Origin of the sequence: Ornithinibacillus xuwenensis, assembly GCF_039614845.1 — a bacterium.
Lineage (GTDB): Bacteria > Bacillota > Bacilli > Bacillales > Amphibacillaceae > Ornithinibacillus > Ornithinibacillus xuwenensis.
Map to the genome: position 1 here is coordinate 126,389 of NZ_JBDIML010000003.1, position 12,801 is coordinate 139,189.

Sequence of the window (12,801 nt, forward strand, 5' to 3'; positions counted from 1 at the left end):
ATCTAAACTTACACATTTTATTTGACAACCCCCATTAACATAACGGAGGGACTGTCAATTTTATATTATAGATAGCTTTCAATCTCGTACTCTGCCATTAATTCATTTACCCAAGTTGTATAGATTTCATCGGCCTTCTGATCAAAAAGAATATCCGCTATTTCGTCTTTCACATCCTCATATACTGCTTCCTTCGCCTCAGTATGATCAGTTACCTTGATAACATGGTACCCATGCTCTGTTTCGACAGGGTCACTATAGTTACCTACTTCCATTTCAAATGCAGCATTTTCAAAAGCTTCTACCATTTCACCCTTACCAAAATACCCTAACTCTCCTCCATTCTCAGCTGAAGAATCCGTGGAGTACTCCTTAGCTAATTCTGCAAAATCCTCACCTGCTTTAAGCATCTCAACAATTTTGTTAGCGGTTTCTAGGTCTTCTACTAAAATATGACTTGCTTGAACCTCTTCTTGTTGTGCAAAACTATCTTTGTTCTCTTCAAAGTAGGTTTCCATCTCTTCCTCTGTAATCGCAATGTCATCCTCCATTAGCTTGTTCGTTGCAATATACAACTCTAAGTCACTTTCAAAGTCTTCCACACTAACTCCGCTATAGGAAAGCGTCTCTAAAAATGCTTCTTCACCACCGTAATATTCGTAGTACTCTTCCTTCTCAGCATCAATCTCCTCTTGCGTTACCTCAATATCTTGCTTCTCAATCTCTTCTTCGATAACCTTCTCCGTAATTAATGAGTTCAATACATCAGTCCCATATTGTGAAACGAGAAGCTCATTTAACTCTGTTTCACTAATTTTTTTGCCATTAATACTCGCAACATAGGATTCTTTATCTCCTATATTGAAAACAGCTACAATTAATACCACTAATAATACTGCTCCACCAATCCAATATATATATTTCTTATTCATCGAAATTCCCTCTATTCTTAGTTTAATTGGTTACTTGATAAGGTAACACTAATTTCCATTTTTTCTCCTTGACGATAGATTACCAGTTTCACAACATCTCCTACCGATGCTTCTGTATATAAATACTTTCTCATGTCATCTGCATCTGAGATAGCAGTTCCATCAATTGAAACCACAATATCTTCTACCTGTAGTCCAGCGTCTTTTGCCGCACTATTTTCATCGATATCAGCGATCATTACTCCAGTAGTCGAGTTAATGTTCATATTTTGTAAATAGTATTGTGGAATTTCTGATAGATTTACCATAGAAATCCCTAAATACGGACGAACAATTTGTCCATTAGCAATCAATTCATCAATAATTGATAGTACTTCGTTACTCGGTATTGCAAATCCAAGTCCTTCCACATCATCTTCAGCAATTTTCATACTGTTGATTCCAATTAGCTCTCCTGATACATTTATTAATGCTCCTCCAGAATTACCTGGATTAATAGCGGCATCGGTTTGGATAACCTCCATCTCCCAAATACCTGCTGAAGTAGATACCTCAATCGTTCGATTCACGGCACTGACAATACCTTGTGTAACTGTTCCATATAAATCAAGGCCTAACGGATTACCAATTGCAATCACTTCATCACCAGCTCGAAGCACATCCGAATCTCCAAATCCTAAAGGAGCAATATCGTAGCTACCTTCAATTTTTAATACTGCAATATCGGTTAATGAGTCTGACCCAATTAACTCCGCTTCGACTACTTTTTCATCATAAAGTGTTACCTCAATAGAAGTTGCATCTTCAATTACATGATGATTGGTGACAATATATAGAGCGTTATCCGTTGCCTCATAAACAACACCAGAACCTGTACCACTTTCGACTTCTTCACCATTTTGTTCAAAGCCACCTTGTCCAAATGGATTGTTTTGTTCCTGAATGTTCGTAATACCAACGATCGCTTTTGAAGCCTCTGCAACAATATCTGCAACCGAAAATGATGTGCTGGATACTTGCTGAACACTCATTGTTTCTGTAGCTTGTTCGGCTGTATTTATTTCCTCTACAGCTACTGCTTTTTCCTTTGAATTACTTAAATCAAAATAAGGAACTGTAGTAAAGGTTAGTACCGAGCCTATGACTCCTCCAGCTACAGCCGTTGCAAAACCTTTTATTCTTGATTTTTTTTCAAATTTCAGCTCATTAATACGATGACTAGATGAATCCTCATGTTCATGTACCATTTATATCCCTCCAAATTCGAACCCTACACGTTTTCTTCTGTTTTTCTTACAAGACCTACTTTATAACGTGAATATGTCAGGAAGATGTCAATAGATACTTATTCTTAATTAAATAAAAAAGATAACAGCTTCCATTAGCTGTTATCAATCGGAAATAATAGTCTAAATGTCGTTCCTTCATGTGAGCTTTGCTTTAAAACTAAATCTCCCCCTAAGGCATTTGCAATCATTTTACTTAAAGGTAATCCTAGACCTAGTCCTCTAACTTTATATTTTTTATTTTCTCCTCGATAAAACCGTTCGAAAATAAACGGTTGTTCATCATTCGGAATGCCACCTCCATCATCAGCAACCTGTATCACAATATGATCCGGATGTTTGTACATATCTATCGTAATGTTCCCACTTCCTTCCATCGCTTGCTTTGCATTATTAAATAGATTAGTAATGATTTGCTGGAAACGTAATGGGTCAATTGCAATTTCAACAGGTTCGGACAATAGTGTTAGGTTAATGTTGATGCTTCCATCATCCTGTGTGATTTGCCAGCTGTGTACAGCATCCTCTACAACATCATTAAGATTGTGGATCGCTTGATTCACTTCTACTGCATTGGCAGCAAACTGATTAAAAGCTAGTAGATCCTCTACCATCTTTTTCATTTTTTCAGTTTCTTGTAGTGAAATTTTTAAGAACTCTTTTGACTCTTCTCCAGCAACCACATCATCTTTTACTGCTTGCAATAGTCCACTTATAGAGGTAACAGGTGTTTTTAATTCATGTGTTACACCTGCCAACAACTCTGTTCGTAGCGCTTCTAATCTTTCGAGTTTATTTGTCATTTCTTTAAAGGAATGAATCAATTCATGTACTTCTAATTCCTTACTATCATTAGGTAGCTCAATCTGATAATTACCTTCTTCTACTTGCTTCGCAGCATTTGCTACTTTTTTAATTGGATTTGCTAATCGACTTGACAACATATAAATCGCCGCCCAACCCAGTAAAGCCAAACTGATAATCATAATAGCCAGCTGTGTATATTCTTGGTTAACCTTTGCTAGATTGTCCTTTGATTCTATCATCACGACCCATCCGATTACCGAATCCTCAATTTCAATAGGAGATTTTACCGCATAATATTTCTCACTTGTAATTGATAATTCTAAAACCGTGTCATCTTCTTCTAAGATGGTAGGATGTAATTGCTGTTCCATTGGTCCTCTTGGACGGTTACTCGAGACAATGGTTCCTTCCGTATCAACGATATACGTAAATGGATCGCTCTCAAGATTCATCTCCCCCTTTGGCCGATTAAAAAAGTTAGGCGGATCTTGCCCTTTAAAATCCCCTTGTTCTTCTGTTGCAACTATTCTTTCAGCCATACCCTCTGATAGAATGGTCATGACGTTTAATCGATTTTCCAGTGTGGTATGCCGGATCCAGAGTGCCGAGACTATGGCAACGACAAATAAACCGATACATAAGGTTACTAAATATCGAGTTATCCAATATCTACGTAGTGTAACTCGTTTTTTAATTTTTTTCGACATGAAATTGATACCCCAATCCCCTAAGTGTTCTAATTTCTCCCTCGTCACTTGGCCATTCGATTAACGCTTTTCGTATTCTTTTGATTGCTAGGTCAACTGCACGATCACTACCTTCATAATCCCAGCCCCAAATGTGTTCAATTAACTGATCTCTTGTAAAGGTTTGATTTGGATTTTCTACTAAAAATAATAGAACAGATAAATCTCTCGGCGTAAGACTTACCTGTCTTCCTTTAACCTTTACCTCGTGTGCCTTAAGATTTATTTCCAACTGCCCATATCGTTTAACAGGGTTATCACTATCTGTCTGTGAACGTCTTAACACTGCTTTTACACGTGCAACTACTTCATCAGCTATAAATGGCTTGGCTATATAGTCATCCGCACCCTTATTTAATCCTTCTAATCGATAATCAATATCCCCTAAAGCTGTTAACATGATAACTGGACAATTACTTATAACCCGAATCTCCTTCAGTACTTTCCAGCCATCAGTATTGGGTAGCATCACATCTAAAAGAATAAGATCCGGTTGACGCTCCTGAAATTTCACTAATGCTTCTTCCCCGTCAAAGGCTAGAACAACTGTATAACCAACTTTCAGCAAATATGCCCGTAATACCTGACTTATCGCAAATTCATCCTCTACCACTAATATTTCCATGGCATCTTCACCACCCGAGTTTTGTCGAATAATTTATCTTCTATTACAGTATCACACTCTTATGTGTCAGTAAAAAGTCAACCTATAGCCTCAAAATTAATTTACACTTTTTTTACTTGACATCTATTTGACACATTAACCGTTTAAAGTTGTCTCTGCTGGCGAAACAACTTGAGTTGAAAAACAATATCAAAAACAAAATTCACTTAAAAGGAGGTACATGAGATGCCAATTCAAACCTCATATAACCCTGCTGGTCGGAAGGAATTGAAGCACGCTATATCGATTCCAGAATACCAGTTATTACGAAGTAAAATGTCCCATTTGATGAAACGGGATGCGCATGCTGGAAGGGATGGCACATATCTCATTCGTTCCACATACTTCGATAACTTCGATAATAAGGTGTTAAACGAGAAGAAGGAAGGCTATATCAATCGTAATAAATACCGAGTTCGAATTTACGGTATTAGTGATTCTTACATTAACCTTGAACGGAAGAGCAAACGAAATAATTTAACATTCAAAACAAAATGTAACATAACAAGGCAAGAGTTTGAGAAAATGCGTATCGGTGATGTTTATTGGATGAAGGAAGATAACCGAGAATTAATGCGAGACCTCTATCATGAGATGAAGTATTACCAAATTAAACCGGTGGCAGTAGTTGATTATGAGCGTGAAGCTTGGATATACCAATACGGAAATGTGCGTGTCACATTTGATAGGAAAGTACAATCAAGCTTACAAAACACAGATATGTTTAATAAGCACTTGCCAATGGTAGATGTTCTGGAACCAAATCTAGTCATTCTTGAAGTAAAGTATGATGAATTTTTGCCAAATGTAATTCGCTACTTACTACAATTGTCAGACACCAGACAGGAAGCATATTCAAAATACCAGCTTAGTCGTATGTATGGATAAAAAACGAATAAAGGAGAGAAAAAAATGGACACAAATACAATTAATTTTTCAGATATTTTTAAATCAAGTTTCTTAGAGAATACTGCATCCTTTTCATTAGTAGATTCACTTTTAGGACTAGGTATAGCACTATTAATTGGATTATTTATTTATGGAATCTATAAGAAAACCTTTAATGGTGTTATTTATTCTCATTCTTTTAATATATCACTCATTATTATGACTCTGGCAACCGCTCTCGTTATTATGGGAATTAGCCAAAATGTACTATTATCTCTGGGAATGGTTGGTGCGTTATCAATTGTACGTTTTCGTACTCCTATTAAGGATCCAATGGATTTGGTATACCTATTTTGGTCTGTGATCGCAGGAATACTTAGTGGAGCTGGATTTGTCCTATTAGCTGCAATCGGGTCTATATTCATTGGTATCGTTATTGTGCTATTCGCTAATAAAATCAAAGTTGAAAACCCATATTTGCTTGTTATTAAATTTGATGAAAGTTCAGTTGGTGGTGAGATTGAACGAATTTTAAAAGAAAAAACGAAGAAGTATGCTTTAAAATCAAAGTCAATTATTCAAGGATCTGAATTGGAAGTTACGTATGAGGTTCGTGTCAAAGAAAATGATTCAGAAATCGTATCCGATATAACAAAAGTTCATAGTGTAAACTCTGCTGTAATGCTCAGCTATGATGGTAACTTTACAGCTTAAAGGTTTGTTTAGTAGATTCTCAGCTGTAGGGAATCTACTTTATTTTCATAAAATAAAGGGTGACAAAAATGAAGTTAACTATTTCTAGTTTTATCTATCCTGCTATTCTAGGTATCTCATTGATCATTAGTGGGTGTAGCAATGATTCAAGTACAGCTGTACAAGAAACACAAGATATAGTAAAAAGTCTCGTTTCTTATGACAATGATGATTTTTATTCGGATTGGCAGGAAGAAAATGTTACGTATATACAATTAGAAGGCACTACTGCAGTAGTGGAAGGAAATAATGGTGTTGCTGTCAATGGTAGTCAGATTTCTATTCATGCAACTGGTACCTACATTATTGAAGGTACGTTGAATGATGGACAGATTATTGTAGATGCGGAGGATTCGGGTACTGTTAGACTAGTACTTAATGGTGCAGAAATTAATTCATCCACAAGTGCTGCTATCTATGCGAAGCAAGCAGACAAAACCGTTATTTCTATAGAAGAAGGAACTGAAAACAAAATTTCCGATGCATCAAATTATGTTTACGATAATACGGATGAACCCTCTGCCGCAATATATAGCAAGGATGACTTAACGATTAATGGTACAGGATTATTAACTGTGACGGGCAATTATAATGATGGAATTACTAGTCGAGATCGGTTAATCATAACTGGAGGCACAATCGAAGTGAAGTCGGTTGATGATGGCATTGTAGGTCGCGACTTATTTGCTATGCAACATTCAAATCTATCTATTGTAGCATCTGGAGATGGTGTCAAATCATCTAATGACGAGGACGAGGATAAAGGAAATATTGTTCTCGAAAGTGGTACCTTAACAATCCTGGCTGATGGAGATGGTATTCAGTCCGAGAAAGAAATCACAATCATGGATGGTGAGTACAAAATTACAACTGGTGGCGGAAGCCCAGAAACAATAGAAACTACCTCAGAATTCGGAAATGGGTTTGGTGGTATGGGTCAATTTTCTAATGAATCAAGAAATGATAGTACTATCAGCATACCAGGTGGGGGCGAGCCTCCTGCGGAATTTGAAGGCATGCCTGAGGGTAGTGAACCCCCTGAAGGATTCGAGGGAATGCCTAATGCCAATGAGCCTCCTACCAATAATCAAGATACACAAGAAACAGCACAGGAAGCCAACGAAGAGTCGGATGATACGATAAGTACGAAAGGGATTAAGACTGGCACCAATCTAACGATTTTTGCTGGTACAATTATGATTGATTCGTTGGAGGATGCACTTCACGGAGACCAGAACGTCAACATTAATGGTGGTGAAGTGAATCTTTCTACTGGTGATGATGGTATTCATGCAGATTCTAACATTGTCATAAATAATGGAACAATTGCTATAACAAAAAGCCTAGAAGGGATTGAAGGAGCCAATATCACCATTATGGATGGTACAATTCATGTAAACGCAGCAGATGATGGTATAAACGTAAACGGCGGCAGTACTAGCTTTGAAGCACCAGGGATGAGAGACACAAGCACTTCAGAGGACACAGCAACTAACCAACCAGAACCATCTGGAGAAACACCAGAAGAAGCGAGTACACTATTAATTGAAGGTGGCTATCTATATGTTAATGCTGAAGGTGATGGGCTTGACTCCAACTCTTCTATTAAGATGACTGGTGGAACAGTATTAGTATATGGCCCAACGCAATCGATGAATGGTTCTCTCGATTATGATCAGAGCTTTGAAATAGAAGGTGGTATTTTAGTAGCAGCAGGAAGTAGCGAAATGGTACAAGGCATTTCAGAGGAGTCTACACAGAATGCAGTGATCATGTCCTTTACAGATTTTCAGGAAGCAGGAACTTCAATATATGTTGAAGACGATAGTGGTAATCAACAACTTGCTATCGCACCAGAAAAAGAATATCAATCCATTCTAATCAGTACTCCAGATCTTCAAAATGACAAGACATATATCTTTAAAGCTGGTGGTGTGCTATCTGGAGAAAATTTAGATGGACTATACCAGTCAGCAGGATACTCTAATGGTAATTTATCTTTACAATTTTCTCTACCAAATACCATGACATACTTAAATGAAAATGGTATAACAGATGGCCAGTCAAACGGTATGTTTGATGGTAGTGGTAGAAGATAATAGATAAGTAACGATTCAAAAAGAAACAGTTCTCGCATTTCGTAGCGTGGAGCTGTTTCTTTTTACATAGTTCTATTTATCTAACTCATCTATATTTTCACTATATTTTTCCTACGACCTTAAGCCGATGTATTTATCCCTAAAACATGCCATAATATTCAAGTATTTGAAAATTATTGAAAGAGAGTTGTTTAGAACTTGAAATTAAAACAATTACTACCTATGCTTTTAATCGTATTAGTCCTTACATTAATGGCAGCATGTAATTCAGATAATGAAAGTAAAGAACAACATGAAAAAAACAGTGAAGAAACGGTTAAAACGGAAACAACTTCGGTAGCTGAAAAAGAAGAAAACACTGAGGAGACTGGAGACTCCCATGCTACTTTGCGCAATGGTGCTATGTTAAATCCAACCATAATAGAAGAGTCCGGTGGTACTGTAGAAGTCGTTTATACAAATACGAAGCCAGGTTATGTAAACGATATGAATGGGTTTGTAGTAATGGTTAATAGCTACCAAATTGTAAAAATCACAAACATGAAGCAAGATGTGGAAAATAGATTTAAAGGAGCCTCAGATGGCTATGTTGTAACCGCTGATATTTCCATTGAAAACGGTCAAAATGAAGACGTTTACTATAACCACATTATGCGTCTTCAAATGGAAGATAGCAATGATTATATCCCATCCAATAATTATGAATTTGTTCCTGATGATAAGAGAATCTCTTGGAAAGAGGAGATTAGTAAATTTGAGCCTGGCTTTAATCAGGATATCTTTCTAACATTCTTAATGAGTGATGAAGAGTTTCAAAGCTTGCATACAGTTGAGCCAAAATTTATTATTGGAGCAATGGCTTCAAACCACGATGACTTTTCCGACAGCTTTGGATCAGAAACAGTTTTTGATTTTATCTTAAGTGATGAGCATGCAAAACAGGTTGCACTTGCTCCAAAATTCTATCACGATAAGCTTACTACGGAGAATATCGCAACAAAAGAAATGATGTATGAAGACCTTGAAATTAATGAAACAAAACAACTGAATACGTTTGGTTTTACGATTGAAGGTGTTCAATATACAACAATAACACCGAATGAATCTAGTAAGGAGCGCTTTAGCAAATTTGGCGATGAAGAACTAGTGGCAATGACTTTAAAAATCAAAATGGACAACCAATCCGACCAAATGGTATGGAATGACACTAGTGCTTTCTTAATTCCCAATGAAAATGAAGCCCGTATTCTCAACCATGGTATTGTTGAAAATAGCGATATAAGTCAAATGCAGCCAGGAGAACGTGCAGAACGCTACATGGTTTTCTTATTTGAGAAGAAATACTTTGATATCTATGAGACATTTCAATTAGAAGTTGGACCGTTTATGGGTGAAGACGGATATATTTTTAATGAAGAAATAATGACTTTCGAATTACCAAGTGGTAGATAACCAATTAGGGGCAGCCATCTTTTCTGAAAGAAGACTGTCCCTCTTTATTTATTCCAAGTGAAAACGTTGTGTTACCCTACCTCAAGTTAGAAATACAACTGCATTAATCCCCGATAGAGAAAGCAAAAGTGAATAAATGATACGCACGTTATTTCTTTCCATCATTTAATTCCATTGCTTCTTCCGGACTAGACATAATAGTAGATCCCTTATATCGAAGTCCTACATCACGGTCCGATTCCACACGTCTACTTTTTTTCAGTTTTTTTTCTTGGCGGTCTTTTCCCATATTAGCACCTCCTATTACTAAGATGGATAGATTATCGCAATTTATACGATAAACTATTACCAAATAAGAAGAAGTACCTAAAGATCTTTTATATAAGGAATAACCGATTCTTTATAAAATCGGCTATTCCGCTTAGATAAGCCATTTAACGGCTACTTCATTCCTAAATAAATTAATATTGCATCACGCAAAAATACGGCTCCTCCTTTAACATGCTTATCATAATAAGCAGTAAATCGTTCATCGGCAACATACATTTCTGCTAAGCCAGCATGTGCTTCCTTTGAATAGCTTGACCATGAATACATTAACCATTGCTTATGCTTTTCCGCCAACTCTTGTGCTTCCTCTGAAGCTGGATCACCTATTTCATAAGCCTTTTCAAGTAATGTTAAGATCTCATCTCCAAGTCTTGTCATATCCTCATACGCTGATTCTGACATTCCTCTTAATTTCGCATTACTTGCTTCTACAGCATCTTCACCATATTTTTCTCGAATCTCTTTGCCATATTTTTTCTCATTTTCACCGATTAGTTTTTCCTTGAAGCCTTCAAATTTTTCTTGATCTTTCATTGTTTCTCCTCCTTCAACACTGGCAATTGTTTTCTCAACAGTCGCCATGATTTTGTCTAGGCGGGATCGTTTTTGTTTTAATTGTTCGTAATGGATTTTCAATGCTGCTGTTTGATCGAAGCTAGGTTCATGAATAATGTCTATGATGTCTTCTAAGCTAACGTCGATTTCTTTATAAAATAATATCTGCTGAAGTAAATCCACTTCTTTTTGACCGTATATCCGATATCCGGACGAATTAATTCTTGCCGGCTTTAATAGTCCAATTTGATCATAATAACGGAGCGTGCGGCCGCTTACTCCTGACATACGAGCCAACTGATTTACTGTATATTCCATACGAATCACCCTCCTGACAATTCTAATCATAAACCTTTACGCAACGTAAAGGTCAAGGAGTAATTTATATTTATTTTATTAAAAATAGTGTACCTTAAAAATGGAAGTACACTATTTTATCTAATTCTTAAATGTATTAGGGTATTCTACAGTACCTGATTGCTTATTAAGTGCTTGATCTGATAATTCCAGTGCCATGAAAACTTCATCTGGGACATTAAATGGGGCATTAATTCCCCAAAGAGATGCTGGCTTGAAACCAAACTTCGAATAATACTCAGGATGACCTAATACAATAACAGATTTAAAGTCAAGATCAGTAGCCATTTGTAACACCGTATTAATTAGTAATTTTCCAACACCTTTTTGTTGAAGCTCTGGCAACACTGAAACTGGGGCAAGGGCTAGAGATTCTGTCGACTTGTTTTCACTATTAATTTTGATTCGTGATAATAACACGTGACCAATCACCTGATTATCAATCTTAGCAACTAAAGAAAGCTCTGGTACAAATGCATCCGATTTTCTAATTCTAGCGACTAACTCATGCTCCGTTTTATCACTAATCGTTACACTAGAAAACGCTAGCTTAATCACACTTTCTGTTTCTTTATAGTCCTGAGGTTGTTCCTGTCTAATTATAATGTTCATTCGCTTCTCCCCTATCTACATCTAAAGGCCTTCCTGCATTTACTAGCACTTTGCTTCCAATTAAGAAAAAACCTGCTATAAACATAAAAATTCCTGTCCCGATTAGTAACCATTCAATCGCAATAACATCTGCTATTGGTCCAAAAATTAACATTCCTAATGGCATCATGGAGGTTGAAATCATACCTACTACTCCAAAAACTCTTCCTAGAAAATCTGGCGCAACCTTTTCTTGGAGTAATGTTGTCGATGGTGTACTAAACAATGGCATGGTCACACCTGTAATTCCCATTAGAGCTAAGTACATTCCAAAATGCGGAATAGTACCAAGTCCAACTGTTAAAATGCCAAACATAAAGCTTGCTAAAGTCATCGTATAGATTTTATTTTTAAACCCTCCCCATGAAGCAATTACAAAGCCACCAATTATCATACCAATAGAAAAAGCAACCTCTATTGCCGTTAACCGCCACACATCATCTCCAAAGCTTCGTGCTACCTGCAATGGTGTTAGAAAAGATGGTGCTGCGGCTAATATAAAGAATAACGAAAAGAACAAGAAAAACTTTTTCAAAAAACGATGATTATTAATATATTGAAACCCTTTTTTCAGGTCATCAAAATAACTAATTGTTTCATTAGTTGAAGCCTTTTTATGTGATGGAATATGCAGAAATACTATTAGGATTAAAATAGCTATTGCTGCTGTTATGACATCAATAAAAAATATAATCTCGATAGAAGCCAATCCAAGTAATGCACCACTAGCCATAGGAGCAAGCAACATCACTAAAGCCTGAATACTTCCATTTGCACCATTTACTTTCGTCAGTTTATCCTCTGGAACAAACTGAGGTAATATGGCACCCACTGCTGGTGTTTGGACCCCTGTTCCAAGTGCTCGAACTGCTGCTACAACAAACATTAGCCAAAACGAATCATAACCCATTAAGAAAACTAACGCTAAAATGAACGTAGCAGCTGCTATTGATGTATCTGAAATAATGATTAGCTTCTTTCGGTTAAAACGATCCGCCCATACCCCTGCAAAAGGTGACAGAATGAAGGTAGGAATAAAGCCACAGAGGATATAAACCGTCATCATAATACCGGATTGTGAATTTAACACAACGTACCACATAATTGCGTATTGCACCAAAGATGAACCAAATAATGATATCATTTGGCTTCCTAAAAAGAGAATGCTATTCCGCTTCCAGTTTTCCATGATATTTTCATTTGCTTTAACCATAACGTACACTTCCTATTCAGTTTTGATCTTATTCTCGACACTTCTATGTCCGTATAACCTTGGACAAA

General features: G+C 36.6%; 12 protein-coding genes. 4 read left to right on the forward strand and 8 right to left on the reverse strand.

From position 1 onward, the window contains the following. Positions 1–65: 65 nt before the first annotated feature. The 4 genes from ABC228_RS09940 to ABC228_RS09955 all read right to left on the reverse strand — a co-directional run bounded on the left by ABC228_RS09940 (position 66) and on the right by ABC228_RS09955 (position 4,396). Positions 66–932: a peptidylprolyl isomerase gene (locus ABC228_RS09940; RefSeq protein WP_345824983.1), complete on the reverse strand. Its 867-nt coding sequence runs from the start codon at positions 930–932 to the stop codon at positions 66–68. A gap of 17 nt (positions 933–949) precedes the next feature. Next, entirely contained in the window at positions 950–2,179 is a 1,230-nt protein-coding gene (locus ABC228_RS09945; protein WP_345824984.1) for a S1C family serine protease, read from the reverse strand. 134 nt (positions 2,180–2,313) lie between these two features. Further along, positions 2,314–3,732: a HAMP domain-containing sensor histidine kinase gene (locus ABC228_RS09950; RefSeq protein ID WP_345824985.1), complete on the reverse strand. Its 1,419-nt coding sequence runs from the start codon at positions 3,730–3,732 to the stop codon at positions 2,314–2,316. After that, a complete protein-coding gene (locus ABC228_RS09955; protein WP_345824986.1) occupies positions 3,716–4,396 on the reverse strand; it encodes a response regulator transcription factor in 681 nt (226 codons plus the stop codon). The genes ABC228_RS09950 and ABC228_RS09955 overlap by 17 nt, the downstream gene beginning before the upstream one ends. Before the next feature lie 225 nt (positions 4,397–4,621). Here ABC228_RS09955 and ABC228_RS09960 point away from each other — a divergent pair, with 225 nt between their 5' ends. The 4 genes from ABC228_RS09960 (at position 4,622) to ABC228_RS09975 (ending at position 9,627) form a co-directional block, all read left to right on the forward strand. Next, positions 4,622–5,323 carry a polyphosphate polymerase domain-containing protein gene (locus tag ABC228_RS09960; protein ID WP_345824987.1) on the forward strand — a complete coding sequence of 234 codons (702 nt, stop codon included), beginning with the start codon at positions 4,622–4,624 and terminating at the stop codon, positions 5,321–5,323. 24 nt (positions 5,324–5,347) lie between these two features. Continuing rightward, positions 5,348–6,037 carry a DUF4956 domain-containing protein gene (locus tag ABC228_RS09965; RefSeq protein ID WP_345824988.1) on the forward strand — a complete coding sequence of 230 codons (690 nt, stop codon included), beginning with the start codon at positions 5,348–5,350 and terminating at the stop codon, positions 6,035–6,037. A gap of 68 nt (positions 6,038–6,105) precedes the next feature. Beyond that, positions 6,106–8,175, forward strand: a complete 2,070-nt coding sequence (locus ABC228_RS09970; RefSeq protein WP_345824989.1) for a carbohydrate-binding domain-containing protein — start codon at positions 6,106–6,108, stop codon at positions 8,173–8,175. Between the two features lie 198 nt (positions 8,176–8,373). Next, positions 8,374–9,627: a DUF5068 domain-containing protein gene (locus ABC228_RS09975; RefSeq protein WP_345824990.1), complete on the forward strand. Its 1,254-nt coding sequence runs from the start codon at positions 8,374–8,376 to the stop codon at positions 9,625–9,627. Between the two features lie 148 nt (positions 9,628–9,775). Here the strand turns inward: ABC228_RS09975 and ABC228_RS09980 are convergent, their stop codons facing one another. From ABC228_RS09980 to ABC228_RS09995, 4 genes are all read right to left on the reverse strand, one after another. Beyond that, complete coding sequence (locus ABC228_RS09980; RefSeq protein WP_064971738.1) at positions 9,776–9,916, reverse strand: YpzI family protein; 141 nt, start codon at positions 9,914–9,916, stop codon at positions 9,776–9,778. A 152-nt stretch (positions 9,917–10,068) separates the two neighbouring features. Further along, complete coding sequence (locus ABC228_RS09985; RefSeq protein ID WP_345824991.1) at positions 10,069–10,830, reverse strand: MerR family transcriptional regulator; 762 nt, start codon at positions 10,828–10,830, stop codon at positions 10,069–10,071. 120 nt (positions 10,831–10,950) lie between these two features. After that, positions 10,951–11,481 carry a GNAT family N-acetyltransferase gene (locus ABC228_RS09990; RefSeq protein ID WP_345824992.1) on the reverse strand — a complete coding sequence of 177 codons (531 nt, stop codon included), beginning with the start codon at positions 11,479–11,481 and terminating at the stop codon, positions 10,951–10,953. Next, on the reverse strand, positions 11,465–12,733 hold the full coding sequence (locus ABC228_RS09995) for an MFS transporter (RefSeq protein WP_345824993.1): 1,269 nt from the start codon (positions 12,731–12,733) through the stop codon (positions 11,465–11,467). Before ABC228_RS09995 ends, ABC228_RS09990 begins: the two co-directional genes overlap by 17 nt. Between the last annotated feature and the right edge of the window lie 68 nt (positions 12,734–12,801).